Genomic DNA, 25,401 nt, shown 5'->3' with positions numbered 1-25,401 from the left:
TGCGGAAAACTCAGCATAGACGAGACGTTGCGTCTCGACAATACCGCTGCCGGTAAGGTGTCCCGCATGCCCGCTGCCAGCTCCCAGCCCCGCCGGACCCGCTCGGGCAACCGGCGCGACGAAGCCGCGCGCCTGGCCGTGCTTCACGCCGCCGACGATCTCCTCGTCGAGCACGGATTCGGCGCTCTGACCGTCGAGGCGATCGCGCGCCGCGCCGGTGTCGGCAAGCAGACGATCTACCGGTGGTGGCCCTCGAAGGTCGAGGTCCTCCTTGACACGCTCATCGAGGACAGCGACAAGCGTTCCGCCGTCCCGACCGAGAAGCCGACCGCGGAAAGCATCCAGACCTACCTGCGCGGCTTCGCGCGGTTCCTCACCCGCGACCCGGCCGGCAAGGTCCTGCTCGCGCTCATGGCCGAGGCCCAGCACGATCCCGAGACGGCCCGGAGCTTCCACCAGCGTTACCTCGGCCCACGCCGCGAGCAGGAACGCGAGATGCTCGCGCGCGCGATCGACGCCGGCGAGATCTCACCCAGGCTCAGCCCCGACGCCACACTCGACGCACTGATCGGCCCGATCGTCTACTGCGCGCTGACCGGGTCCAGCGTTCCTCGTGGATTGGTGAGCACCCTGGTCGAGGACCTGCTCAGGCCTCAATCGAAGTGAGTTTCGGCCGTACGACGATCTTTCCCACGTGGTTGTGGTGCAGGAACTGTTGCTGCGCCTCGGTTAGCGACGCCAGCGGGTGGGTGGCCGCGACCGGGGGACGGACCGCGCCCGACAGCGCGGTGCGCACGAGTTCGGCGAAGTGCGGGCGCGTGTGCATCGACGAGCCGATCAGCCGGATGTTGTGCAGGTACAGCCGGCGGAGGTCCAGCTGCACCAGCGCGCCCGCGACGGCGCCGGCGATCACCCAGCGGCCGTCGTCACGGAGCAGGGGGAGCAGGTCGGCCAGCAGGGGGCCGCCGGCGACGTCCGCGACCGCGTCCAGGGGGCCCAGAGCGCGGACTTGCTCGGCGACATCTCCAGCGGCAGCACCCGTGCCCCCGGCATCACGCAGGATCACACCCGAAGCACCCAATTCCATGACCGCGTAGGCCTTCGCCGCGCTGGTCACGGCGTACGCCCGCGCCCCGCGAGCGGCGGCGAGCTGCACCAGCGCCGCGCCGACGCCGCCGGAAGCGCCGGTGACCAGCACCGTCTCACCGGCCTTGATCCCGGCTCGTTCCAGCATGCCCATCGCCGTCCCGTACGCGACGGGCAGGCACGCCAGTTCCTCGTCGCTCAGCGGTGACGCGGTGACGTCGTGGACCTGGTCGGCGGGCACCACGACGTACTCCGCGAATCCGCCGTCCGCCTCGCTGCCCAGCAGCCCGACCGGCGGCGCGTCCTGGCCGCCGTCACGGTAGATCGCCGGGTCGACGAGCACGCGGCGGCCGCTTTCGACGGCCACTCCGGCGATGTCGCCGCCCTGGATTCGCGGGAAGTCGATGGGGCCGCGCCATCCGCTGAGCGCGTCCGGGTCCGCCGCCGTGCCGTACGCGCCTTCACGTGTCCACACATCGGTATTGTTCAGCGCCGCGGCGGTCACGCGGACGAGCACCTCGCCGGGCCCGGGCCGGGGCACCGGCCAGTCCCGGTGGAGTTCAAGCGCCTCAAGACCTCCGTGCCGCGTCAGGATCGCGGCAGTCATCACCTCGTCCATCACCCCACCGTCGCACAGCCCGATCGGCGGCGCTCAGCTCGCGGGGCGCAGCAGGCTCCCGAGCCAGCCGGCGAACACCTGCTCGGCCTCGGCGCGGACGCGGGCCGGGTCGTCGGCCGCGGCGATCATGCGCGCGGCCTCCATCACCGCGCTCAGCACGAGCTGCGCCAGCGTCCGCAGCGGCAGGTCGACGAGCAGGCCTTCGGCGTGGGCGCCGGCCAGCGCGTCGACCAGCAGCTTCAGCCCGTACTCGGCCTCCAGTTCCCGCCAGGCTTCCCAGCCCAGCACGGCGGGCGCGTCCGTCAGCGAGATGCGCCGGACGTCGTCGCGCAGGCAGATGTCGAGGAACACGCTGAGCGCGGTGGCCATGCCGGTGAGCGTGTCCGGTGCCTGCTCCAGCGCGGACTCGACCTCGGCAGTGATCTCGCGCTCCACCTCTTCGACGACCGCGCGGAACAGGCCCTGCTTGTCACCGAAGTGGTGGTAGAGCGCGCCCCGGGTGACGCCCGCGGTGCGGGTGATCTCCTCGGCGGGCACGGCCTGGTAGCCGCGGGTGGTGAACAGCTCACGCGCGGCCGTGGTCAGGGCGGTCCTGGTGCCGGCGGAGCGGTCCTGCTGGGTACGTCGCACCCGCCTAATCTGCCATGGCGCCCGCGAACTCGACGACGTGGCGGGCCAGCTCCGCCGGCTGGTCCTCGGAGACGAACGTGTAGGAGTCGGCCACCTCCACCAGTTTCGCGTCGGGCAGCAGCTCGGCCAGCCGGTGCGCGAGGCGGATCGGGAACAGCTTGTCCTCGCTCGCCCACACCAGCAGCACCGGCCGCTCGAAGTGCCGCAGCTTCTCCGCCGCGGCCAGCGTGTGTCGCGAATGGACGGTGCGCAGCAGCTTCCGCAGGTCCCGGCGCAGGCCGGCGGAGCGGTGCAGCCGGGTCAGGTAGTCGTCGGCGATCTCCGGCGCCAGCGGGTGCTTGGTCACCCAGCCGAACAGCAGGGGCAGCCCGTACAGCGCCCGGATCCGCAGCAGCTGCCCGAGCACCGCCATCGACCCCGGGACCCGCGCGATCACCGGCAGCGTCCGGAAGATCGGCGGGAAGAAGTACTCCAAGCTGTCCGACGGCGTCAGCACGACCCGGCCGACGCGCTCGGGGTACCGCGCGAGCAGGACCTGCGTCAGCGCGCCGCCGGTGTCGTTCGCGACCAGCGTGACGTCGTGCAGGTCCAGCGCGTCGAGCAGGTCGCCGATCAGCGTGGCGACCCCCGGCACGCTCAGGTCGGCGTCCGCCCGCATCGGGACGGTGTGCGCGCCCAGCGGCAGGTCCGGCGCCAGGCAGCGGAACCCGGCCGCCGCGACGTCGGGCACGACCTTCCGCCACAGCAGCGCGTTCGTCAGCACCCCGTGCAGGAACACCACCGACGGGCCCTCGCCGCGTTCGAAGTAGCGCAGCTCGCCCTGCGGCAGCCGGACGCTGCGCTCCTGTCCCAGTTCTTCGCCTCGTGTCATACCGGCCAAAGTACATACATACAGTCTGTATGTAAATTACCTAGCAGGTAATGAGGCCGCCGAGGACCGGGGTCAGCCGGCCGGCCATCCGGCGGTAGCCGTCGGCGGACGGGTGGACTCCGTCGGCCAGCCAGGCGGCGTCGGCGATCTCCGGACCGGGGACCAGGGTGAGCGCCGGGTCGTCTTTCTGGAGCGCGCGCACGGCTGACTCCACCTCGGCGCGGACGTCGGCCAGGGTGAGGCCCACGGCGTTCGCCGCGCGCTCACGGTCGGGGGCCACCGGAGGTGAGAGGACGGCCAGCGGGGTGTCGGGATGGCCGTCGCGGATGGTGCGGACGAAGCCCGTGAGCGCGGGGGCCAGGGTGCGCGCGCTGAAACTCGCCGCGCCGTGGATGTTGGTGCCGACGCACAGGCTGATCAGGTCGGCCGGGGTGTCGCGGATCAGCCGGGCGACCACCGGGTCGAGGTGGCACTGCCGGGCGAAGCCGAGACAGCGCAACGTCCAGTCGTTCGCCGACGCGACCAGCGCGGGCCAGGTTTCGGAAGGCCCGTCCGCGCCGGTGCACTGGGTGATGGAGCTGCCGTACGCGGTCCACTGTGGACGGATCGCCGGAGGCGCCACGACAGCGCCGCCGGGCAGGCGCAACGGGCCCAGCCGGACGTGACCCAGCTGTGGCAGCCAGATCTCAAATCGCTTGCGCCCCAAGACAAGCCCCGAGACTCGTAACGGCGTCTCGCGCGAGCGGAGCACCAGCTCGCCGTCCACCACCACGTCAAACGGCGCCGCGGACGACGTGGCGTCCCACTCGAAGCCGGTCGCGTCGCTGTCGAAGGCCAGCCGGACGCCCGCGGGCACAGCGGCCGCGGCGGTGAGGCCCGGGTCGGCATACCCGCGGGGCAGGCGGACGGGCACGAGCCGGCCGTCCTCGCGCAGCAGCTCCGCGTGGCCGGTGAGCAGCAGCCGGGGATCGTCCGCGGCGAGGATCACCGGAGGCTCAGCGTCTCGCTGGGAACGGTGGGCACGGCCGGTGACGCGGCGGTCGTCCGCCGGGGACGGCGCGGCCGGTCGAGCAGGTCGGCGATCCGCGAAAGCCCGAAGTTGATGACGATGTAGATCACCGCGGTGAGCGCGTACGTCTGCAGGAAGTTCGCGTTGTACTCGCCGATCACCTGGCCGTTGCGCAGCAGCTCCGGGTAGCTGACGACGTAGCCGAGGCTCGACTCCTTCAACGTCCGGATCACCTGCGTGACCAGCGCCGGCCGCAGCGCCCGGAACACCTGGGGCAGCACCACGAGCCGCATCGTCTGCCCGCGGCGCAGCCCGATCGCGGCCGCGGCGTCGAACTGCCCGCGGTCGAGCGAGTTCACCCCGGCGCGGACGATCTCGGCGAACACCGCGCCGGCGTGCAGCACGATCGGGATGGTCAGCACCCAGAACGTCGGCAGGCTCCAGCCGAACGTGGGCAGGCCGATCAGGAAGAAGTACACCAGCAGGATCAGCGGGATCGCCCGGAACAGCTCGACGGCCGCGGCGCACGGCAGCGAAAGCCACCGGTGCGACGAGAGCCGGCCGAGCCCGGACAGGGTGCCGAACACCAGGGAGAGCGCGGCCGCCACCAGGCCGATCTCCAGGGTGGTGAGCAGCCCGTCGAGCAGGTAACGCAGGTTCGGCCACTGGATCAGCGGCTCCCACAGCCGGGCGGTGAGCTGCTGCACGTGGGCGAGCTGGGCGACCGCGCCGGCGATCAGGCCGATCAGCACCACGACGGACACCACCGTGGCGATCCGCAGCCGCTTGCGCGCTTTCGGTCCCAGCTCGTCGAAGAGGCCGGTGTCGGAGGTCATCGCCGGACCCGCACTTTCCGTTCGACGACGCCGGTCAATTGGCCGGCGGTCAGGGTGATCAGCAGGTAGCCGACGACCGCCGCGATGAAGCTGGGCACCGGCTGCGCGTAGTCCAGGTTGAACTGGCGGGCCGAGCCGGTCAGCTCCTGGACGCCGACCGCGGCGCCGAGCGCGGAGGCCAGGCTGACGTTGATGAAGATCGTGCCCAGCGGCTGGACCATCGACCGGAACGCCTGCGGCAGCACCACTTGCCGCAGGACACCGGAGAACGTCAGGCCCAGCGCGCGGGCCGCTTCGATCTGTCCGATGGGGACTCCGGCGATGCCGGACCGGACCGTTTCGCAGACGTACGCGCCGAAGTAGAGGCCCAGCCCCAGCACGACCGAGCCGAACAGCGGGATGGTCGCGCCGAGGTAGGGCAGGCCGAAGACCACCATGACCAGGATCAGCAGCAGCGGCGAATTGCGCAGGCAGTGCACGTAGAACCCGGCCGCGGACTGCAGTGGCCCGATCGGGCTCACCCGGCAGACGCCGAGCACGGTGCCGGCCACCAGCGCCAGCGGGAACGAGAGCACGGCCAGCTCGAGGGTGGTCAGCAGACCGGTCAGCAGTTCGCCGAGGTGCGCGAAGAGCACGGACATGGGGCCTCCGATCGGTGTGCGCTCAGGAACCCGGGACCGAGCCGACCTTCGGCGGCGCCGGCGGCGGGGTCTTCAGCAGCTTGCCGACGGTGCCCGACCACAGCTTGGCCCAGGTGCCGTCCGCCTCGATCTTCTCCAGGAACCCGTTGACGATCGTCTTGAACGCCGGGTCGTCCTTCGGCAGGCCGATGCCGAACGGGTTCTTGCCGAAGGTCGCGGGCAGCAGTTTCACGTCCGTCTTCGTCGCGGTCGCGCCGAGCAGCGACGCGTTGTTCAGGGTGACGGCGTCCGCGCGGCCCTGCTCCACCGCGGCGATGCACTGCGCGGTGGTGTCGAACAGCACCGGCTGCGCGGTGGGCACCTCGTCGACCAGCGCCGACTTCGCCGCGCCGGACTCCGTCGCCACCTTCTTGCCCGCCAGGTCGGCGGCCTTGGTGATGCTGGTGTCGGTCGCCTTGACCACGATGCCGCTCGCGGCCTCGTAGTACGGGCCGGCGAAGGCGACCAGCTGGGCGCGCTCCGGGGTGATCGTGTAAGTCTGGATCGCGACGTCGATGGTGTGGTTGCCCAGCAACGCTTCCCGGGTATCCGAGCCGCCGCTCTGCATCTTCGTCGACGGCTTGCCCAGCAGGTACTTGGCGAGCAGGTCGGCCATCCCCGCGTCGAACCCGGAGATCTTGCCGGTGGCCGGGTCGAGCTGGGAGAAGCCGAGGGTGTTGCGGCTGCCCGCGAAGACCAGCTCACCGCGTTGGCGGATCCGGTCCACAGTGGACGAAATGGGCAGGTTCTGGCCCACCGGCGCGCTCGCGACCGCTTCGTCCTGGCTGATCGTGGCGGCGATTTCGGCGGCGGCGGGTTTGGCCGCCGCCCCGGGGGTGCCGGCCGGCGCGCTGCCGCACGCGGCGAGCAGCGCGCCGGTCACGATCACCCCGCCCGCAGCGGCGGCGAGCCTGGTCTTGGTCGTCATGCTCTCTCCTCGTGACGGTGGGGACGGCTTCAGTGCTGCAAAACCTTGGACAGGAAGTCGCGCGCCCGGTCGGTGGCGGTGTGGTCGAAGAACTCTTCGGGGGTGCCCTCCTCGGCGATCCGGCCTTCGCTCATGAAGACCACGCGGTGGGCGGCACGGCGGGCGAAGCCCATCTCGTGCGTGACGACCACCATCGTGGTGCCCTCGCGGGCGAGCGTGGTCATCACGTCGAGGACCTCGTGCACCATCTCGGGGTCGAGCGCGCTGGTCGGCTCGTCGAACAGCACCAGCTTCGGGCCCATGGCCAGCGCCCGCGCGATCGCCACCCGCTGCTGCTGGCCGCCGGACAGCTCGGCCGGCAGTTTGTCCGCCTGGTCGGCCACGCCCACGCGGTCCAGCAGCCGGCGGGCGGTCGGCTCGGCCTCGCGGCGGGACAGCCCGCGCACGCGCATCGGGCCGAGCAGCACGTTTTCCAGCACGCTGCGGTGCGCGAACAGGTTGAACGACTGGAAGACCATGCCGACGTCGGCGCGCAGCCGGGCCAGCTCGCGGCCCTCCGCGGGCAGCGGCCGGCCGTCGAGGGTGATGGTGCCGGCGTCGACGCGCTCGAGCCGGTTGATGCAACGGCAGAGCGTCGACTTCCCCGAGCCGGACGGGCCGAGCACCACCACGACCTCGCCGTGGTGGATGTCGAGGTTGATGTCGCGCAGCACTTCCACCGAGCCGTAGCTCTTGCCGACGCCGCGCAGGCCGACGAGGACGGGGCCGGTCATCGGTCGCCTCCGGGGCCGTCGTAGAGCTGCCATGGCAGCAGCTCGTAGTCGTTCTCGCACGGGTTCCCGACCGCCACGCGGTACTCGCCGGCGGTGAGGTCGACCAGGCTCGAAGCGATCGTCTTGGACCGCCGCAGTTCCGGCAGCCGCTCGTCCGCGTGCTCGCAGACGCCGTCGGGGTGGCCGATGTGGTCGCTCATCACGGCGGCGACGACCTTGCGCACCTGGGCGGAGTCCGCGGCGTCGCGGACCGCCGCCAGCCCGCGTTCGATGATCGGGACGCGGTAGAGCGAGTCGGCCGAAGAGATCCGGTAGTCATGGGCGATCGCCTCGGGCACGCCGTACGCATAGTGGTTGCCGTGGACCAGGATGCCGTCTTTCGGGCCGCCCCAGCGGTGGGAGAGCGGGGTGGTTTCGAGGTCGACGGCCACGCCGTCGCGGTGGGTCACGAGCAGGTTGGTCGCGATGTGCTGGTGCACGTCGAACGGCGTCTGCAACGCGCCGCGCAAGCGGTCCTGGTCGAGGATCAGCCGGCGGAGCACGGGCTGCGGCAGGCCGAGCGGGGCCCCGAACCGGCCGTCGAGCCCGTTCGCGTTCAGCGCGATACCCGCGGAATTGGCGCCGTGCCTGCCGATCTGGCCGGCCTCGACCTGCATGACCAGCGTGGGCTTCGGCGGCTGGACGACCCGCAGCAGCACCACGGTCTCCTGCGTGCCCTCGCGCCAGTCCCAGTTCTGTCCACAGTAGACGTGACCGTCGCCGGTCGCCTCGGGCAGCAGGGCGAACGACGAGCAGCCGTCCGCGGGCTCGGCGGGCTCGGGGTTGAAGCCGCTGTCGTGGTTGCGGACGATCTCACCGCGGGCGTTGAGCGCGAGGATCTCGTCCGGGTGCAGGCCGGCGCCCTCGGCGATGGCGTCCATCTCCTCCAGCAGGTCCGGCGCGGCGGCCGCGACCGGCTCGCGCCAGCGTCGGGCCGAGGCCTGCACGTCCGTCCACTCCAGATTCGACGAGAGCCGGAAAGCCTTGCGGTAGTAGGCGACCGAGGCGCGGATCTCCGTCCGGGCGGCCTCGCCGTAGGCCCGGCCGCGCTCCCGGGGCCCGCCTTCGATCTCGATCAGCCGCACAACCATGAATACCTCTTCCCGGTGCTGGCGATGGTGTGAAAGTGTGCGCTACATTGATCGCGAACTTGTAGTGGCAGCTACGGATAAGATAGACCGTGCTACCAGGTTGTCAATACCTGTCGTCGTTACTACAGAGTCGCGACGGTCCGGCCGGTTGATGGTTCGCCAAGGAGACAGTCGTTATGACAAGCCCCCATCCCACCCCCGAGAGCGCGCGGGTCCTCGACCCGGTCGAGTTCTACTACTCGGGCCCGACGGCGTTTTTCGCCCTCCAGGACGACCAGCGGTTCTCGTACTGCCTCTACGTGCCGAGCGCCCACCGCACGGCCACCACGCCGTTGCCGCTGCTGGTGCTGATGCACGGCACGCAGCGCACCGCCGAGCGCTACCGCGACGAATACCGCGCGTTCGCCGAGGAGCACGGCTGCGTGGTGCTCGCGCCGCTGTTCCCGGCGGGCATCGCGGAGGCGGGCGACCTGCACGGGTTCAAGCGCCTCAGCTTCCACGGCATCCGCTACGACGAGGTGCTGCTGCGGATCGTCGCGGAGGTCGGCGCGCGCTACCGGGTCGACATCGGCCACTTCCACCTGCACGGCTTCTCCGGCGGCGGCCAGTTCGCGCACCGGTTCGCCTACCTGCACGCCGAGCGGCTCGCCGCCGTCTCGATCGGCGCGCCGGGCCGGGTCACGCGGATCGACCCGGACGTGCCGTGGTGGCTGGGCACCGCCGACGTGCGCGAGCTGTTCGGCCGCGACGTCGCGATCGAGGCGCTGCGCGCCCTGCCCGTGCAGATGGTGGTCGGCGCCGAGGACACCGACACCTGGGAGATCGCCGAGCCCGGCATCGACGCGGGCGGCGACACCCGGATCGCCCGGCTCACCACCCTGCGCCGCAACTTCGAGCAGCACGGCATCGACGTGCGGTTCGACCTCGTGCCCGGGGTCGGCCACCGGGGCATGCTGGTGCAGCCCGCGGTCAAGGACTTCTTCCTCGAAGTGCTGGCACGGCGGCTGTGAGCCATGGGGAGTCGTTGACCGCGCGGATCGGGCGGTGCCTGCCGGCGTTGTCCCGCGCCGAGCGTCTGGTCGCGGAGTACCTGCGTGACCACGGCCGCGCGGCCATTTTCGCCACCGCCGAGCAGATCGGCGCCGCCACGCGGACCAGTGACGCCACCGTGGTCCGCACGGCCAAGTCGCTCGGCTTCACCGGTTTGCTGGAGCTGCGGCGCAGCCTGGCGGAGGAAGTGGTGCTGCAGACCAGCCCGTCGCACCACCTGCTGCACCAAACCGCGTTGAACCAAACCCGGCCGCACCACAACGGCGGCGGCGCGCCGGACCCGGTGGTAGCGCAGGTGTTCACCGAGGCGGCCGAACGGCTCAGCGCCACCTGGCGGCTGATCTCCTCGGCCGGGTTCGACCGCGCCGTCGACCTGATGGACGACGCCCGTGAGGTGCTGGGCTTCGGCCTCGGCCCGTCCGGGCTGCTCGCGCGGTACCTGGGCCTGCGGCTCACGCGGATGGGCCGCCGCGCGCGGGCCACGGGCTCGACCGGCTTCCAGCTGGCCGACGACCTGGTCGGCCTCGGCCCGGACGACCTGGTGGTGCTCTACGTGCCCAGCCGCCTGCTGGCGGAGATCGAGGTGGTCCTCGACCACGCCGGCGCGGTGGGCGCGCGGGTGCTGCTCATCTCCAGTTCGCTGGGCCCGCTGTTCGGCTCGCGGGTGGACGTCGCGCTGACCGCGCCGCAGTCCGTCAGCAACTTCACCGGCGAGATGCTCAGCGCGGAGGTGCTCACCGACGCGTTGCTGCTGCGCCTGGCTTCCCGCGACGAAACGCGGGCCACGAAGACCTCCGAGCTGCTCACCTCGCTGCGTTCGGAGCTGGTCCAGGGGGACGGCCGGACCCGGCCGCCGCGCCGGGGCCGGGGTGCTTAGCCGCCCGCCTGTTTCTCCACGCTGACCGTGCTCAGATGACGGCGCAGGTGCTCCGCCGCGTCCGCGTTGCGCCCGGCCAGCAGGAGGTCGGCGATGGCGACGTGCTCGCGGGCGCGGACGGCGGCACGGTCGCGCGGGAGGGCGCGGCGGTACTCGATCAGCCGTCGCAGGGTGTCGACGCGGCGCAGCGCGTCGATGAAGAACGGGTTGCGGCCGCAGGCGACCACGGCCTCGTGGAACGCGCGGTTGCGGGCGAACAGCTCGGCGTTGCCGACCGTCCCGGCCCCGCCTTCGGCCAGTTCCAGCTGTTGCGCGCGGACCGCCTCCAGCGCCGGGCGGTCGAGCACGAAACCGGGCTCCAGCACGGCGGCGGGCTCGATCGTGAGCCGGAACCGGTAACTGTCCGCATAGGACTGTGGTGAGGTCAGCATCGGCTGGAACTCCCAGCCGTAGCCGGGAAGCCGCTCGATCCAGCCCTCACCGGCGATGCGGCGGAGCACGTGGGCCAGCTGGGCGGGGGTGAGGCCGTAGCGGCGGACTAGCTCGTTCTCGCTGACCCGGTCCGGCAGCTCGCCGTCCAGCCGGTCCGACGCGATCCGCAGGTAGCGTTTCTCGGCTTCGCTCTCATCCGGGATGGTGTGCCGTGAGCCGGGACCGGCCACGGTGTAGCCGCCTTGCTCGGCCGCGGCGACCAGCCCGTCGTCCGCCAGCAGCCGCAGGGCCGCGCGGACCGGCGAGCGGGAGACCCGCAGCTGGGCCGCGAGAGTGCGTTCGGCCAGGCGGTCGCCCGGCGCCGCCCCGGTCTCCCGGATGTACCCGGCGATGCGCGCGGCCACCTGGCGGGTCAGCGGGGTCGGGCCTCGCTCCGGTTCGGGCACCGGACCAGGCTAGCGCGCGGCCAGTCCGGACCCGGCTCACAGCGCCCCAATGTGGCGTTGGTTGCGTTGGACGCACCCAATGTGGCGTTCGGTGCGTTGGACGCACCGAACGCCACATTGGGGCGCAACCCAGGCAGCGTCACGGACGCTGGGGCGCGGCCGGGCCGGGTTCCGCGTCGACGCGGGTGGTGGCGCCGGTCGCGACGATCGTGCGGGTCGCGTCCACCGAGGCGTAGGTCCACAGGATCCGCATCGGCGCCGTGGCCGAGGCGTTGCGGAACCGGTGCGGCACGCGCGCGTCCACATAGGTGGTGTCCCCTGTGGACAATCGGTGCTCGGTGCCGTTGATCTCCGCGACGGCCTCGCCGTCCAGGATCACCACGCTCTCCGGGCAGTTGTGCGTGTGCAGCGGGATGCCCGCGCCGCCGTCGAACTCGGTGATGCCGTTGAGGAACACCGCGGCACCCCGGGCCCGGGTGACCAGGGGGATGGTGCGGGCGCCGCCGCCGCGGTCCACCGAAGGCAGCTCGGCCGGGCGCAGGACGGCGGACGGGAAGGGTTCGGCGGTCATCGGGCGGCTCCGAAGTGGACGATCGTGTCCGCGACCCTGGCGGCGAACGCGGCGGTGCCCAGCGAGCCGCCGAGGTCGGCCGTGCGGGTGGCCGGGTTGTCGAGCACGGCGTCGACCGCCCGGGTGATCAGCTCCGCGGCTTCGACGAGCTGGGGGTTCGTGTCCCGGCGGCCGCGCCAGTCCAGCAGCATCGCGGCGGACAGGATCAGCGACACCGGGTTCGCCGCGTCCCGGCCGGCGAGGTCCGGGGCCGAACCGTGCTGGGCCTGGGCCACGCAGAGGTCGTCGCCGGCGTTGATCGAGCCGCCGAGGCCGAGGCTGCCGGACAGTTCGGAGGCCTCGTCGGACAGGATGTCGCCGAACATGTTGGTGGTCACCAGCACGTCGAACCGCCCGGGGGCACGCACCAGCAGCGCCGCCGCGGCGTCGGCGATCACCTCGTCCAGCACCACGTCCGGGAACTCTTCGGCGACCGCGCGGACCTCACGCAGGAACAGGCCGTCGGACAGCTTGAGCACGTTTGCCTTGTGCACCACGGTGACCTTGCGACGCCGGGTGCGGGCGAGCGCGAACGCGGCGCGCGCGACGCGGGCGCAGGCCCGGGCGCTGACCTTACGCACCGCCAGCGCGAGGTCCGGGTCGGGCATGAACTCGCCGGGACCGGCGTGCATGCTGCGGTCGGCGTAGAAGCCCTCCGTGTTCTCGCGCACGATGACCAGGTCCATCGGTTTACGCAGCACGGTGAGGTCCGCGCGGGAGCGGCACGGCCGTACGTTCGCGAACAGCTCGAACCGCGTGCGCAGCTCGGCCGACGGGTTGATCCCGCCTTCCGCGCGCGGCGGGTAGTCGTAGTGCGAAACCGGGCCGAGCAGCGTGCCGCCGGCCTCCGGCACGCGGGCCAGCACGTCCGGCGGCAGCGTGGTGCCCGACGCGGCGAGCGACGCCAGGCCGATGTCGTGGACGTCGAACTCCAGGCCCAGCCCGAGCTGCCCGTCGGCCGCGGTGAGCACGTCGAGGGTGGCCGCGGTGATCTCCGGGCCGATGCCGTCTCCGGGCAGCACAAGGACTTTCACGCGCGCTCCTCCTCGGGTCCGCTGGTATTTCGCACATCCAATGTACCGCAATGTAGCAGATATTTCACACTTCACTTTGACCGTAGGATGCACTACCGTGGCGCTGATCCGCACGAGGAGATGGCTGCCGATGTCCCCGCTGCTCACGCAAGCCGTGCTCGCCGCCGACGCGAACCCGACCCCGGAGGTCTGGCGCGTCGTCACGAAAATGGCCTACTTCGCCGGCCTGATCGGCACGATCGGCGGGTGCATGCTGCACCTGATCGTGCTGCGGCCGGTGCTGGCCCGTCCTTCGGTGGACCCGGCCGACCGGGCCGTGTTGCGGTGCCGCACCAGCCTGTTCCTCGCCGTGGCCGGCACCTGGTACCTGGTGGCGCTGTACTTCCAGCTGGCGGGCAAGGCTGCCCGGGTGAAGGGCAAGGAGATCCCTTACGGCGACGCGCTTTCGCCGTCCGCGATCTGGCGTTTCATCACGGTGCCGGGCAAGCCGGCCGAATGGATTTCCAGCGGCGCGGAGGCGTTCATCCAGTACGCGCTGTGGGCCGTCGCCGCGATTGTGCTGATGCTGCTGTGGTCGCCGCGGCTGCGTGCGCGGCTGACCGGCCTGGTGTGGACCGCGCTGGTGACCACGTTTGTCGCCTACCAGGTGACCCTGCTGCCCACCGACTTCGGCAAGGCCACTGTGGACAGTGTGGTGAACTCGCTGCTGGACCACACGCATGTGTGGGCCGTCTCCACGTGGGTGGGCGGGATCGCCGGGCTGGTCGTGCTGGCGTCGGCGTGGCGCCGCCTCGGCCGTGGCGCGGGGACGACGTGGGCGCAGCTGTGGGCCCGCTTCAGCACGGTCGCGCTGGCCGCCGTCGGCTGTGTGCTGATCACCGGCCTGTACCTCGCGTGGACGCTGGTCGGCCGTCCGGCGGAGCTGTTCACCACGAGCTTCGGCCGCTTCCTGCTGGTGAAGGTCTCGCTGGTGGCCACGATGATCGTGCTCGGCGGGGCCAACGAATTCGTGCTGATGCCGCGCATCGCCCGCGCCCGTGCGGCCGGTGCGGACGGCTCGGTCTTCCGCCTGGCCGTGAAGGTGTTCCCCGGACTGGTCGCGGTCGAGGCCGTGCTGGCCGTCGGAGTCCTTTTCGTACTGTCCTTCCTGACCGGATCGGGCCGCGCCGAGGCGGGCGACCCGGATCCGACCCTGAGCGGCGGCATCGTCGGCATCGGCGTGCTGCTGGCCGTCCTGGTCGCGATCTCCTTTGTCACCACGGCGAAAGTCTCCGCGCGATTGTCGCGTGTGGAGCCCGTCCACGCGGAAGAACCGGCGCCCGAACCGGCCTGAGTCGTTACGCGCCGGCGAGGGTGATGGTGCGGTCGGCGTGCTGGGTGAGGAGCGGGTCGTGGCTGGCGACGAGGACACCCGCGCCGGCGTCGGCCGCGGCGCGCAGGCTGATCAGGACCAGCTCGGCGTGCGCGCGGTCCTGGTGCGAGGTGGGCTCGTCCGCGAGCACCAGCGCGGGAGAGGTGACGAGCGCGCGGGCGACGGCGGCGCGTTGCTGCTCGCCACGGGAGATCTGCGCCGGGCGACGGTGGGCGAACTTGGCCAGGTCCAGGGTTTCCAGCAGCTTCGCCACGTCGGTGGTGTCTTCGCGGCCACGGGCGGGGAAGGCGAGGTTGTCCGTAATGGACAGTTCGTCGAACAGGCCGATCGACTGCGGGACAAAACCGACGTGGTCCCACTGCTGGTCCGACATCGGCCGGTCCGGCAACGGCGGGTGCGGCGTCACCACGCCGGTGTCCGGGGTTTCCCAGCCACCGGTGATCATCAGCAGGGTGCTCTTCCCGGAGCCGGACGGGCCGGCCAGCGCGACGAGTTCCCCGGGCTGCAGTTCGAGGCTCACCGGGCGCAGGGCGAGGGTGCCCCGGTAGCTCTTGCTGACGTCCGTCAGCGTCAGCAGGCTCACACGATCCTCCCGTCGACGAGTTCGTGGACGTCGTCGGCGACGGCGGTGAGCTCGGGATCATGGGTGGCGATGACAACGGCGTGCCCGAGCTCCGCGAGACGGTGCAGCGCCTCGCCGACGAGGTGGGCGGAGGCCCGGTCGAGCTGCGCGGTGGGCTCGTCGGCGAGCAGCGCGCTCGGATCACCGGCGGCGGCGAAGGCGAGGGCGACGCGTTGCTGCTCGCCGCCGGAGAGCTGCCGGGGGTAGTGGGTGCGGCGGCCGGCCAGGCCGAGCGCGTCGAGGAGTTCGCCGCCGGCCGGGCCGGTGCGGCGCAGGCGGGTGGCGAGGTCGAGGTGCTCGTCGACGGTCAGGTAACCCAGCAGGTTGTCGATCGGGTTCTGGAAGACGTAGCCGAGCTGGTGGCGGCGCAGCGCCCGGCGGCGGCGGGCGGACAACGCGGTGGCGTCGACGCCGTCGACCTCGACGGTGCCGTGGGTGGGCCGGTCCAGGCAGGCCAGGATCCGCAGCAGGGTCGACTTCCCGGACCCCGACGGGCCGACGAGGGCGGTGACCCGGCCACGGGCGGCCGACAGCGTGACGTCGTGCAGCGCGGGGACGTCGTGGTCCGAGGCCGGGTAGTGGTGGGTCAGCCCGGCACAGCTCAGCGCTGGTGGACTGCCCGGCGCCGGCGGGTCATTCGGTGTCACGCAGCACCTCCGCGGGGCGGGCGCGGGAGACCGCGCGCTGGGCGGCGAGGGTGGCCAGCACCGCCGCGAGCAGGGCCGCGGCGGCCAGGCGCAGGGCCAAGGACCACGGCGCCGAGATCAGGGTGCCCGGCGCGATGCCGGGGTCGAGGTCGTAACCGGGGCTGGTCACCGCGACGGCGACCGCGGCGAACACCAGACCGAAGACGAGCCCCGCGACCAGCAGCCCGCCGACCTCGTAGAGCAGGGCCCGCCAATGCGCCGGCGGCCCGATCCCCATCCGCCGCAGCAGCACGTACGCGCTTCGCCGTGTCCGGGCCCGCGCGTTCAGGTACAACAGCAAGCCCACCACCACGATCGCGCCCGCGAGCACCGAAACCGCCGTCAGGAACGCGAAGGTGTAAGTGATCGCCGAGTAGACGCCGTTGTCGGTCACGTCCTGGGCCTGGCTGACCGTGCCGATCGGCGTGCCCGTGCCGCTCAGTGCCGGGATGATCCGCGCCGGGTCGCCGCGCACCCACAGCTGGGGGTGCGCGTTCTCCCCGGCGAGCCGGTCGAGCACGTCCTGGCGGACGATCAGCTGCGGGAAGCCGGAGTTCTTCCCGGGCAGCTGGGCGACGTTCGTGATCGCCAGCTTTGTGGTCTGCCCGTTGATCTCGACGTCCGCCGTGCTCGCGGTGGCGGGCAGGCCGGCCAGGATCCCGGCCGGCGCGCCCGGCGCGGCGAGGGTGCCCATCAGCTCGGCCAGGGTCGGGCCGGGCAGGCCGTCGTCCCAGAACGCGGTGGTGGCAAAGGACTTCGGGTCCACCCCGAGCACGTTGACGGTGGTGTGGCCGACGTGGCCGGAGTCGTACCGGCTCACCAGGCTGGACTGGCCGGCGAGGTCCGGCGGCACGTGCGCGGGCCCGGTCAGGCCGAGGACCACGTCGGAGCCGACGATCAGCTGGGATTCCGCGTGCAGCGTGCGGTCCACCGAGCCGGTCACCGTGGTCGCGTACACCGACAGCGCCACGGGGATCGCGGTCGCCGCGATCAGCACCGCGGCCGCGGCCGGGCCGGACGCGATCCGTTGCCAGGACAGGAACGACACCGGCCTGGTCACCTTCACCGGGTTCACCCGCACGACGGACCCGCGCACGATCCGCGCGGCGAGCAACGCCAGCCCGATCACCAGCAGCAACGGCACCACGACCAGCCGCGGCGGGATCCCCGCCACGGAACCTGCCGCCCCGACACCCGTCTGCGCGCCGTCGCCGAGGACGAAGTAACAGACGACCGCCGCGACGAGCGGCACCAGCTCCCACGGCCACAGCCGGCCCCGCGTCGCGCGGGTGTCGAAGTGCGCCGTGATCCGGCGCCCGCTCGCCACCGCGATGGCGCCCAGCGTCACCAGCAGCGCGGCGCCCGCGGCCACCGCCGAACCGGTCAGCGCGCCCGGCGTCACCAGCGGGCTCGGACCCACGGTGGCCACCAGGTACCGCGCCGCGAACCAGCCCGCGGCCGACCCGAGGACCACCACCGTGCCCACTTCCAGCACCGCCTTGCCCACCAGCGCGAACGGCCCGACGCCACGCGCCGACAGCACCGCCAGCTCGGCCCGTCGCCGGTCCACCCAGAACGACCCCGCCGCGGCCGCGATCACCAGCCCCGCGAGCGCGCCCACCGCGCCCATCGGCACGACGGTGGCCACCAGCGACGAGGTCACGTGGTCGGCCCGCTCGGCCATCCCGCGCAGCGACGACGTGTACTGCCCGCGGGAGAACGCGGCGCCCAGCGGGTCGTTCGGGTCGGCGCTGCGCGCCCGGAGCCGCTCGAGGCCGTCGATCACGGGGGCCGCGCCCGCCGTGGTCATCCCCGTGGCGTCGACCGAGCTTTCGATGAGCGAGCTGGCCGCGTCGTCGGTGACCTTCAGCAGTTCGTCACTCGGGACGAAGGCGAGCGGGTAGACGGGGGCGTTGCCCAGCGGGCTGCCCCGGTAAAGGGACTTCAGGCTGCACCAGTACTGCTGGTCCGGCTGGGAGCGCAGGTCGCGGTACACGGCCGCGACCCGCATCGTGCCCGCCGGCGCCGCCCCGGTGACCTGGGTGTGGTCGGCCGCGTTCAGGCCGCCGCGCGAGCCGCTGGTGACCGACACCAGGTCGCCCGCCTTCAGCCGCTGCGAGTCCGCGAACTGGTCCGGCAGCCAGATTCCCGGGCCCGTACCGCCGGAGAGCACCTGGACGTGGCCGGCGAACCCGTCGCGGGCGACCAGGTTCAGCACCCGCTGGTCCGGGTGCACGGGGGTCCCGGTCGCGGTCGCCACCGCCGCGCCGGTCACGAGCGTGGCCACCGGCTTCGACAGGTTCGGTATCCCCGCTTCGGCTTCGGTGGCCGCCGCGACGCGCGCGTCGAACAGTGGTTTTCCGACCTTTTCCGGCACCTGCGGGTTGGCCGGGGTCACCGGCAGCTGTCCCTGCCACTGCGCGCCGACGGCCCACTCGCACGCGGCGCTGGTCTGCTTCTGCAGTGTCTCAGTTCCCGCGGAGGAAAGGAAAAGGGAGATCGCCGCCGCCGGCAGCGCCACCAGCACCGCGGCGGCCAGCACGGCCAGCACCACCGTCGGCTGCCGCCAGATCATCACCGGCGCACGCGCCCATGGCGACGGCATCCCCCTTCTCGGCATGCGGTGGAGTTTCACACACCCGGTCCGTGGCCGGTAGGGAAACAGATCGTTTCGGGATAACGATTTCCCGGCGGTGACGGACGGTGCCAGCGTGACCGCATCGCGTGCGCCGCAAGGGTTTCAGCGCCGGACTCACGTTGTGCCCTGAAGGCCACCTTCAGGGTCCTCTATGCCCTCAAGGTGGCCTTCAGGGCGCGTCTCAGAGCTGGACCGCGGCCGCGTGGAAGTCGCGGCGGAGGGCCTCGATGCCCGGGGTCCTACGGGACGGGTGGACGCGGTTGGTGAGCAGCACGTAGTAGCGGCCGCGGTCCGGCTCCACCCACAGGCTGGTTCCGGTGAAACCGGTGTGCCCGTACGCCCGCGGCGAAAGGTCCGTGCCGCCCGGCGAGCCGGGCACGTCCAAGCCCTGCCACGCGAGGCCTCGGCGAAGGTTGAGCCCTTCGGTCTGGCACGCGGTCATTTCGGCGTGGGTGGCGGGCTTCAGCAGCGGGGCGGCGGCGCCGGCCAGGACGCGGCCGAGGCGTTCGACGTCCGGCAGCGGGGCGAACAGGCCGGCGTGACCGCAGATTCCGCCCAGTACCACGGCGTTCTCGTCGTGGACCTGGCCGCGCACCATGTGCCCGCGCCACGGGCAGTCTTCCGTGGCGACCGCGCGCGCCGCGTCCACCGGGCCGAAACGGGTGTCGGTCAGCCCGGCCGGGACCGCGACGAACTCCTCGGCCAGCTCGTCCAGCGGACGGCCGCCGGCGGCCTCGGCGATCAGGCCCAGCAGGATGAAACCCTGCGACGAGTACTCGACCCGGCTGCCCGGCACCGTGCGCAGCGGGCCGGTGCGGATCGCTTCGAGCAGCGCTTCACGCGTCGGGTGCTCGCGGTAGAGCGGCGTGCCGCCGGGCAGCCCGGACGTGTGCGTGAGCAGCTGCCGTACGGTGATCTCGGCCTTGTCGCCGCCCGCGTACGCCGGCAGGTGGCGGGCGAGCGGGTCGTCGAAGCCGAGCCGGCCGCGGTCGGCCAGAGCCGCGATCACCAGTCCCACCAACGGTTTTGTCACCGAAGCGAGGTCCCACAGGCTGTCCTCGGCCGCGTCCGGGCCGTCGTGCCAGCGGGTGCCGAGCACTCCGCGGTCGAGCACACCGTCGGCGGTGCCGACCGACCAGGCGGCGGCGGAGAACACCCGGTTTTCCCGGGCGTCACGAAGGATCTCCCCGAGTTCAGTCCTCATCGGACACTACCCGCATCCCGTGCCCGAGCGTGGCCGAAAGCCGGTTCGCGGCCTCGGCGACCAGCGGGCCGAGCGTGGGCATGCTGTCCAGCGGCAGGGTGAACGTCAGTCCGGAAACGCTGATCGCGCCGACCACGTGGCCCAGCCCGTCCACCACCGGCGCGGCGACGGACCGGACGTGCGGCTCGTTCTGCTCGTCGTCGACCACGTAGCCCAGAGTGTCCACAGTGGCCAGTTCACGGCGGATCGCGGTCGGGTCGGTCAGGGTTTTCGGGGTGCGCGCGTCGAGCGGCGCCGCGTCGAGCACCGCGGCCACCTCGGCCTCGGGCAGCCGGGACAGGATCGCGCGGCCCACCCCCGTGCAGTACAGCGGCACCTCGCCGCCGACCTGCGAATTCATCCGGTACGCCTGATCCGGCTCCACCTTCTCGACGTACACGGCGCGGTCGGCGTGATGCACCGCGTAGTGCACGGTGTGCCCGGTGCGGCGGCGCAGCTCCGTCAGCACGGGCCGGGTGAAGCGCGTGGCCCGGCTCCCCGCGAGCACGGCGGCCGAAAGGCCGAGCAGCCGCGGCCCCACGTCGTACTGCCCGCCGCCGGTGCCCGCCGCGAACCCGGCTTCGGCGAACGTCTGCAGCATCCGGTGCGCGGTGGGTTTCGGCAGGTCACAGGCCTTGGCCAGGTCGGCGAGCCGGTGCGGGCCGCCCGGCCGCGACAGCGCCGTGAGCACCTCCAGCGCCTTCCCCACCGCCCCCCGGGGTTCACCGCGGGCCCCGGTCTTGTCGTTGACAGCCCTCTCCATGCGGCCTACCTTAGCGCAATCCCGTTCCATCTAACGGAACGAGATGTCGTTATATGGAAAGGAGACCCGTGGCTCCTCCGCGTTCCCGTCTGACCCGCCGTGACGCGCTCCGGCTCGGCGGCCTGGCTCTGCCGGCCCTGGCCCTGCCCGGGCTGCTGGCCGGCTGCGGCAGCGCGGACGGCAGCGTCGGCAGCGTGCTGCGCGTCGCCCAGACCTCGGATCCGAAGACCCTGGACCCGCAGAAGCAGGGCGACCTGACCTCGATGAACGTCCTGATCAACCTGTTCGACACGCTCACCACCCGCGGCCCGGACAACCAGCTCGCGCCCGGCCTCGCCCTTTCCTGGACTTCGCCGGACCCGCTCACCTGGCGGTTCGAGCTGCGGCCCGGCGTGCGGTTCCACAACGGCGAGCCGTGTGACGCCAAGGCCGTCGCCTTCAGCGTCAACCGGCTGCTCGACCCGGCCACCAAGTCGCCGATCGTCGAGCTGCGTTACGTGAAGCAGGCCGTGGTCGTCGACGAGCTGACCGTGGAGCTGCGGTGCAGCCAGCCGGACCCGATCATCCCGGCGAAGGTCTCGCTGTTCGGCGGGGTCGTGGTGCCGCCGGGTTACCTGAAGCAGGTCGGCTCGGCCGGGTTCGCCAAGCACCCGATCGGCACGGGGCCGTTCACCTTCGTCGAGTTCCAGCGCGACCACCAGCTGCGGATGCGCGCCAACCCGGGTTACTGGGGTGGCCGGCCGTCGTTCGACGAGCTGGTGTTCCTGCCGATGCCGGACCCGTCCTCGGCGCTGGCTTCCCTGCAGAGCAACGAGGTCGACATCGTCGCGAGCCTGACCCCGGACGCGGCCCTGCAGATCCAGGGCTACACCGGGGTCGAGATCCGCAACTACCCGGGCATCCGCACCTCGTACCTGTCGCTGGACACCACGGCGGGCCCGCTGCGTGACGTGCGCGTGCGGCAGGCGCTCAACCACGCGGTCGACGTGCCGCTGCTGATCAAGGCGGTGCTCGACGGCAAGGCGCGCGAGGTGCCGACGATGTTCCCGCGCGAGGCGTTCGGCTTCGATCCCTCGATCACGCCGTACTCGCGTGACGTCGGGCTGGCCAAGCGGCTGCTGGCCGACGCCGGGTTCCCGAACGGCTTCGACACCTCGATCACCGCGCAGACCGGCGATTCCAACATCGCCGAGGCGATCTCCGGGCTGCTGGCCAAGGCCGGGGTCCGGGCGCGGGTCGACCTGGTCGACACCGGCACGTACACCAGCCGGCTCACGTCGGACAACCGCGGCGCGCTCGGCCCGATCTACCTGGCCGCGAGCACCGGCTGGACGCTCGACGCGGAAAGCCTGGTGCAGTCCAACGTCCGCCACGACCGGCGGCAGAGCCGGTGGTCCAGCCCCGGGGCCGATCGCCTGATCGACGCCGAGGAGCTGACCGTCGAGCCGGCCGGCCGCCAGCGGGCCTTCACCGCGCTCCAGTCCCTTCTCAAGCAGGAGGCGCCGTTCGTGTTCCTTTACCAGATCGACAACATCTACGCGGTCAACACGCGGCCGCGCTGGCAGCCCGGCGTCGTCGGCGTGCTCGGCATGGCCAAGGCTCAGGTGGCCTCGTGACGGCGCCGACCGTCTCCGTCGCCAAGCCGCCCGCGGCGGGCGCCGGGGTGCTGCGGGTGATCGTCACCAAGGTACTGACGGCGATCGTGGTCCTGTTCTTCGTTGCCACGGCGGCGTTTTTCCTGGTTCGCCTGTCCGGCGACCCGGTGAAGCTGATCCTGCCGCCCGACGCGAGCGCGGCGCAGGAGGCGACGCTGCGGGCGAGCCTCGGCCTGGACCGGCCGCTGTTCACGCAGTACCTCGACTACCTCGGCGGCCTGCCGCGGCTACACTTCGGCAACTCGCTCGTTTACGACCAGCCGGTGTCGGAGGTACTGCTCGCCCGCGTGCCCGCGACGCTGGAGCTGGCCGCCGCCGCGCTGGTCGTCGCGCTTGTGCTGGCGATCCCCGCGGGCACGTTCGCGGCGCTGCGCCGTGGCCGGGCCGGCGACTCGGGCGTGATGGCGGGTGTCCTGGTTGGACAGTCGACTCCGCCGTTCTGGGTCGGCATCGTGCTGATCTTGGTCTTCGCCGTGCAGCTGCAGGTGCTGCCCGCGTCCGGGTACGGCGGCTTCACGCATCTGATCCTGCCCGCGGTGACGCTCGCCGTGTACTCGGTGGCGGTGATCGCGCGGCTGCTGCGCTCGTCGATGATCGACGTGCTCGGCTCGGACTACATCCGCACGGCGCGGGCGAAGGGGCTGAGCACCGGCGGGATCGTGGTGTCCCACGGGATGCGCAACGCCGCCCTGCCCGTGGTCACGGTGATCGGCCTGGAGGTCGGCACCCTGCTCGGCGGCGCGATCCTGACCGAGCAGGTGTTCTCCTGGCCCGGCATCGGCCGGCTGACCGTCGAGGCCATCCAGAACCGCGACTTCCCGCTCGTGCAGGCGTCGGTGCTGTTCTTCGCCGCCACGTTCGTGGTGGTCAACCTGCTGGTGGACCTGTCCTACACGGTGCTCGACCCGAGGGTGCGGGTGAACTCATGACTGCTGTCACCACCACTGTCCCTGCTGCCCGCGCCACCCGGCGTGGCGCGGTGCGCGCGGTGCTGCGCAACAAACTCGGGGTCGTCGCCGTGGTCGTGCTGGCGGTGATGGTGCTGGTCGCGGTGTTCGCGCCGCTGATCGCGCCGTACGACCCGGCCGCGCAGGACCTGCTCGTCCGGCTGCGCCCGCCCGCGTGGACGGCGGCCGGCGACTCCAGCCACCTGCTCGGCACCGACCAGCTCGGCCGCGACATCCTGTCGAGGCTGTTCTACGGCGCCCGGATCTCGCTGCTGGTCGGGGCCTGCGCGGCCCTGCTGGCCGGGGTCGTCGGCGCGGCGATCGGCCTGGTCGCGGGGTTCCTCGGCGGCTGGTTCGACCGGATCCTGATGCGGCTGGCCGACATCCAGCTCGCGTTCCCGTCGATCCTGCTGGCGCTGGCGATCGTCGGCTTCCTCGGCTCCGGGCTCTGGTACGTGGTGCTGGTGCTCGGCTTCACCGGCTGGGTCTCCTACGCCCGGGTGATCCGCTCGGAGGTGCTTTCCCTGCGTACCAGGGACTTCGTCACCGAAGCCCGCGCGATCGGCGTCGGGGACCTGACGATCATGCGGCGCCACCTGCTGCCCAACGTGATGGCGCCGCTGGCCACCATCGGCACCCTGCACGTCGCCGCGGCGATCGTCGCGGAGGCCTCGCTGAGCTACCTCGGGCTCGGCGTGCCGAAGCAGACCGTCACCTGGGGCGGCATGCTCAGCGACGGCCAGCTGTACCTCGGCACGTCGTGGTGGGTCGCGGTGTTCCCCGGGCTGGCGCTGATGATCACCGCGCTGGCCGTCAACATCACCGGCGACGTGCTGCGCGACGTCGCGGACCCGAAGGCGTACCGCTCATGACGTCGTTGCTGGAGATCAGGGACCTGCACGTCGAGTTCCGGCTGGGCACCGGGACCGTGAACGCGGTCGAGGGGGTGGGCTTCACCGTCGGCGCCGGTGAGACGCTGGCCGTGGTCGGCGAGTCGGGCAGCGGCAAGACCGCCACCGCGCTTTCGGTGCTGCGGCTCAACCCGGAGCCGCCGTGCGTCTACCCCGCCGGCGAGGTGCTGCTGGACGGGCGCGACCTGCTGCGACTGTCCGAAAAGGACCTGAGGAAGATCCGCGGCAACGACGTCGCGATGGTCTTCCAGGACCCGATGACGAGCCTGAACCCGCTCAAGCGCGTCGGCGCGCAGGTCGCGGAAGTGCTGCGGCGGCACCAGAACGCCTCTCGCGGTCAGGCGCGTGAAGGCGCGGTGGCCGCGTTGCGCGAGGCCGGGATCCCGGACCCGGAGCGGCGCGCGGACCAGTACCCGCACCAGCTCTCCGGCGGCTTGCGTCAGCGCGTGATGATCGCGATGGCGCTGGTCGGACGGCCGCGCGTGCTGATCGCCGACGAGCCGACCACCGCGCTGGACGTGACGGTGCAGGCCCAGATCCTCGAGCTGCTGGTCGACCTGCAACGCCGGCACGGGATGGCGATCGTGCTCATCACCCACGACTTGGGCGTGGTGGCCGAGGTCGCCGACCGGGCGGTGGTGATGCGCCGTGGCCGGGTGGTCGAAACCGGGGATGTGACGGCGGTTTTCGAGGCCCCGCAAGAGGATTACACCCGCGAGCTGCTGCGGGCGACCCCGAAACTGGAGCGGGCATGACAAACCTGGTCGAGATCCGCGGCCTGCGCAAGGACTACGGCTCGCTGGCCGCGGTCGACGGCGTGGACCTGGACGTGACGGCGGGGGAGACGCTCGCCGTGGTCGGCGAGTCCGGCTCCGGCAAGACCACGCTCACCCGGCTGCTGCTGCGGCTGACCGAGCCGACCGCGGGCACCGTGCGCTTCGACGGCGCGGACCTGTTCGCGCTGCCCGCCGCGCGGCTGCGGAAGGTGCGCCGCGAGATGCAGGTGGTGCTGCAGGACCCGTACTCCAGCATGAACCCGCGGATGCGCGTGACGGACATCGTCGCCGAACCGCTGGTGACGCACGACCGTACGTTTCGTGGCCGTGGGGGCCGGGCGAAGGTGCGTTCGCGGGTCGGTGAGCTGCTCGACGCCGTGGGCCTGCCGCCGGATGTCCAGGACCGCTACCCACACGAGTTCTCCGGTGGCCAGCGCCAGCGCGTCTCGATCGCGCGGGCACTCGCGCTCCGTCCGCGGCTGGTGGTGCTGGACGAGCCGACCAGCGCGCTCGACGTTTCGGTCCAGGCCCAGGTGCTCGACCTGCTGACCGAACTGCAGACGCGGCTGGGGCTGACGTATGTGTTCGTCTCGCACAACCTCGCGGTGGTGCAGCAGATCGCCGACCGGGTGGCGGTGATGCGGGCCGGGCAGATCGTGGAACTGGCTGATGCGGCGACGCTGTTTTCCGCGCCGGGTCACGAGTACACGCGCAGCCTGCTGGACGCGGTGCCGAATCCGGATCCGCGGCTGGCTCGCCGTCTGCGGGTGTCATGAC

General features: G+C 72.0%; 26 protein-coding genes. 9 read left to right on the top strand and 17 right to left on the bottom strand.

Going from position 1 to position 25,401, the window contains the following annotated elements:
* The first annotated feature begins 66 nt into the window (after positions 1-66).
* On the top strand, positions 67-666 hold the full coding sequence (locus tag OG943_RS26555; protein ID WP_328603637.1) for a TetR/AcrR family transcriptional regulator: 600 nt from the start codon (positions 67-69) through the stop codon (positions 664-666).
* Here the strand turns inward: OG943_RS26555 and OG943_RS26550 are convergent.
* Genes OG943_RS26550 through OG943_RS26510 form a run of 9 tightly spaced genes read right to left on the bottom strand, consistent with a single transcriptional unit; the run spans position 647 to position 8,562 of the window.
* Positions 647-1,705 (bottom strand): zinc-binding dehydrogenase, encoded by a 1,059-nt coding sequence (locus OG943_RS26550; RefSeq protein WP_328603636.1) that lies wholly within the window; start codon positions 1,703-1,705, stop codon positions 647-649. The two genes, OG943_RS26555 and OG943_RS26550, sit on opposite strands and share 20 nt — an antisense overlap.
* A 33-nt stretch (positions 1,706-1,738) precedes the next feature.
* The gene (locus tag OG943_RS26545) at positions 1,739-2,335 is read right to left on the bottom strand and encodes a TetR/AcrR family transcriptional regulator (RefSeq protein ID WP_328603635.1); all 597 of its coding nucleotides are present in this window, start codon (positions 2,333-2,335) and stop codon (positions 1,739-1,741) included.
* 4 nt (positions 2,336-2,339) lie between these two features.
* Positions 2,340-3,206 (bottom strand): alpha/beta fold hydrolase, encoded by an 867-nt coding sequence (locus OG943_RS26540; protein ID WP_328603634.1) that lies wholly within the window; start codon positions 3,204-3,206, stop codon positions 2,340-2,342.
* A 40-nt stretch (positions 3,207-3,246) separates the two neighbouring features.
* On the bottom strand, positions 3,247-4,194 hold the full coding sequence (locus OG943_RS26535; protein ID WP_328603633.1) for a GDSL-type esterase/lipase family protein: 948 nt from the start codon (positions 4,192-4,194) through the stop codon (positions 3,247-3,249).
* On the bottom strand, positions 4,191-5,051 hold the full coding sequence (locus OG943_RS26530) for an amino acid ABC transporter permease (RefSeq protein ID WP_328603632.1): 861 nt from the start codon (positions 5,049-5,051) through the stop codon (positions 4,191-4,193). The genes OG943_RS26535 and OG943_RS26530 overlap by 4 nt, the downstream gene beginning before the upstream one ends.
* Positions 5,048-5,692, bottom strand: coding sequence for an amino acid ABC transporter permease (locus OG943_RS26525; protein WP_328603631.1), 645 nt, complete (start codon positions 5,690-5,692; stop codon positions 5,048-5,050). Before OG943_RS26525 ends, OG943_RS26530 begins: the two co-directional genes overlap by 4 nt.
* Positions 5,693-5,714: 22 nt before the next feature.
* The gene (locus tag OG943_RS26520) at positions 5,715-6,659 is read right to left on the bottom strand and encodes a transporter substrate-binding domain-containing protein (protein WP_328603630.1); all 945 of its coding nucleotides are present in this window, start codon (positions 6,657-6,659) and stop codon (positions 5,715-5,717) included.
* 29 nt (positions 6,660-6,688) lie between these two features.
* The gene (locus OG943_RS26515) at positions 6,689-7,432 is read right to left on the bottom strand and encodes an amino acid ABC transporter ATP-binding protein (protein WP_328603629.1); all 744 of its coding nucleotides are present in this window, start codon (positions 7,430-7,432) and stop codon (positions 6,689-6,691) included.
* Complete coding sequence (locus OG943_RS26510) at positions 7,429-8,562, bottom strand: C45 family peptidase (RefSeq protein WP_328603628.1); 1,134 nt, start codon at positions 8,560-8,562, stop codon at positions 7,429-7,431. The genes OG943_RS26515 and OG943_RS26510 overlap by 4 nt, the downstream gene beginning before the upstream one ends.
* Positions 8,563-8,738: 176 nt before the next feature.
* Here OG943_RS26510 and OG943_RS26505 point away from each other — a divergent pair, with 176 nt between their 5' ends.
* Both OG943_RS26505 and OG943_RS26500 read left to right on the top strand, forming a co-directional pair.
* A complete protein-coding gene (locus OG943_RS26505) occupies positions 8,739-9,572 on the top strand; it encodes a PHB depolymerase family esterase (protein WP_328603627.1) in 834 nt (277 codons plus the stop codon).
* A gap of 14 nt (positions 9,573-9,586) precedes the next feature.
* Positions 9,587-10,489: a MurR/RpiR family transcriptional regulator gene (locus OG943_RS26500; protein WP_328603626.1), complete on the top strand. Its 903-nt coding sequence runs from the start codon at positions 9,587-9,589 to the stop codon at positions 10,487-10,489.
* On the opposite strand, the gene OG943_RS26495 is transcribed toward OG943_RS26500, so the two are convergent.
* The 3 genes from OG943_RS26495 to OG943_RS26485 form a co-directional block, all read right to left on the bottom strand.
* Complete coding sequence (locus OG943_RS26495) at positions 10,486-11,367, bottom strand: GntR family transcriptional regulator (protein ID WP_328603625.1); 882 nt, start codon at positions 11,365-11,367, stop codon at positions 10,486-10,488. The genes OG943_RS26500 and OG943_RS26495 overlap by 4 nt on opposite strands.
* A 139-nt stretch (positions 11,368-11,506) precedes the next feature.
* Positions 11,507-11,938, bottom strand: coding sequence for a cupin domain-containing protein (locus OG943_RS26490; protein ID WP_328603624.1), 432 nt, complete (start codon positions 11,936-11,938; stop codon positions 11,507-11,509).
* Entirely contained in the window at positions 11,935-13,011 is a 1,077-nt protein-coding gene (locus OG943_RS26485) for an isocitrate/isopropylmalate dehydrogenase family protein (RefSeq protein WP_328603623.1), read from the bottom strand. Before OG943_RS26485 ends, OG943_RS26490 begins: the two co-directional genes overlap by 4 nt.
* Before the next feature lie 97 nt (positions 13,012-13,108).
* Here OG943_RS26485 and OG943_RS26480 point away from each other — a divergent pair, with 97 nt between their 5' ends.
* Complete coding sequence (locus OG943_RS26480) at positions 13,109-14,344, top strand: copper resistance D family protein (RefSeq protein WP_328603622.1); 1,236 nt, start codon at positions 13,109-13,111, stop codon at positions 14,342-14,344.
* 4 nt (positions 14,345-14,348) lie between these two features.
* Here OG943_RS26480 and OG943_RS26475 read toward each other — a convergent pair whose 3' ends face one another.
* The 5 genes from OG943_RS26475 to OG943_RS26455 form a co-directional block, all read right to left on the bottom strand.
* Positions 14,349-14,966: an ABC transporter ATP-binding protein gene (locus OG943_RS26475; protein WP_328603621.1), complete on the bottom strand. Its 618-nt coding sequence runs from the start codon at positions 14,964-14,966 to the stop codon at positions 14,349-14,351.
* Positions 14,963-15,652 (bottom strand): ABC transporter ATP-binding protein, encoded by a 690-nt coding sequence (locus tag OG943_RS26470; RefSeq protein ID WP_328603620.1) that lies wholly within the window; start codon positions 15,650-15,652, stop codon positions 14,963-14,965. The genes OG943_RS26475 and OG943_RS26470 overlap by 4 nt, the downstream gene beginning before the upstream one ends.
* Positions 15,639-18,311 carry an ABC transporter permease gene (locus OG943_RS26465; protein ID WP_328603619.1) on the bottom strand — a complete coding sequence of 891 codons (2,673 nt, stop codon included), beginning with the start codon at positions 18,309-18,311 and terminating at the stop codon, positions 15,639-15,641. Before OG943_RS26465 ends, OG943_RS26470 begins: the two co-directional genes overlap by 14 nt.
* A gap of 199 nt (positions 18,312-18,510) precedes the next feature.
* Positions 18,511-19,533, bottom strand: coding sequence for a serine hydrolase domain-containing protein (locus OG943_RS26460; protein WP_328603618.1), 1,023 nt, complete (start codon positions 19,531-19,533; stop codon positions 18,511-18,513).
* A complete protein-coding gene (locus OG943_RS26455) occupies positions 19,523-20,335 on the bottom strand; it encodes an IclR family transcriptional regulator (RefSeq protein ID WP_328603617.1) in 813 nt (270 codons plus the stop codon). Before OG943_RS26455 ends, OG943_RS26460 begins: the two co-directional genes overlap by 11 nt.
* 68 nt (positions 20,336-20,403) lie before the next feature.
* Between OG943_RS26455 and OG943_RS26450 the strand changes: the two genes are divergently transcribed.
* Genes OG943_RS26450 through OG943_RS26430 form a run of 5 tightly spaced genes read left to right on the top strand, consistent with a single transcriptional unit; the run spans position 20,404 to position 25,400 of the window.
* Positions 20,404-21,951 carry an ABC transporter substrate-binding protein gene (locus tag OG943_RS26450; protein WP_328603616.1) on the top strand — a complete coding sequence of 516 codons (1,548 nt, stop codon included), beginning with the start codon at positions 20,404-20,406 and terminating at the stop codon, positions 21,949-21,951.
* Positions 21,948-22,919, top strand: coding sequence for an ABC transporter permease (locus OG943_RS26445; protein WP_328603615.1), 972 nt, complete (start codon positions 21,948-21,950; stop codon positions 22,917-22,919). Before OG943_RS26450 ends, OG943_RS26445 begins: the two co-directional genes overlap by 4 nt.
* Positions 22,916-23,809, top strand: a complete 894-nt coding sequence (locus tag OG943_RS26440) for an ABC transporter permease (RefSeq protein ID WP_328603614.1) — start codon at positions 22,916-22,918, stop codon at positions 23,807-23,809. Before OG943_RS26445 ends, OG943_RS26440 begins: the two co-directional genes overlap by 4 nt.
* A complete protein-coding gene (locus OG943_RS26435; protein WP_328603613.1) occupies positions 23,806-24,603 on the top strand; it encodes an ABC transporter ATP-binding protein in 798 nt (265 codons plus the stop codon). The genes OG943_RS26440 and OG943_RS26435 overlap by 4 nt, the downstream gene beginning before the upstream one ends.
* Entirely contained in the window at positions 24,600-25,400 is an 801-nt protein-coding gene (locus OG943_RS26430; RefSeq protein ID WP_328603612.1) for an ATP-binding cassette domain-containing protein, read from the top strand. Before OG943_RS26435 ends, OG943_RS26430 begins: the two co-directional genes overlap by 4 nt.
* Position 25,401: the final 1 nt, after the last annotated feature.

The sequence above is a fragment of the Amycolatopsis sp. NBC_00345 genome, from assembly GCF_036116635.1.
Taxonomy (GTDB): domain Bacteria; phylum Actinomycetota; class Actinomycetes; order Mycobacteriales; family Pseudonocardiaceae; genus Amycolatopsis.
This window is presented reverse-complemented; position numbering and strand designations above follow the sequence as displayed.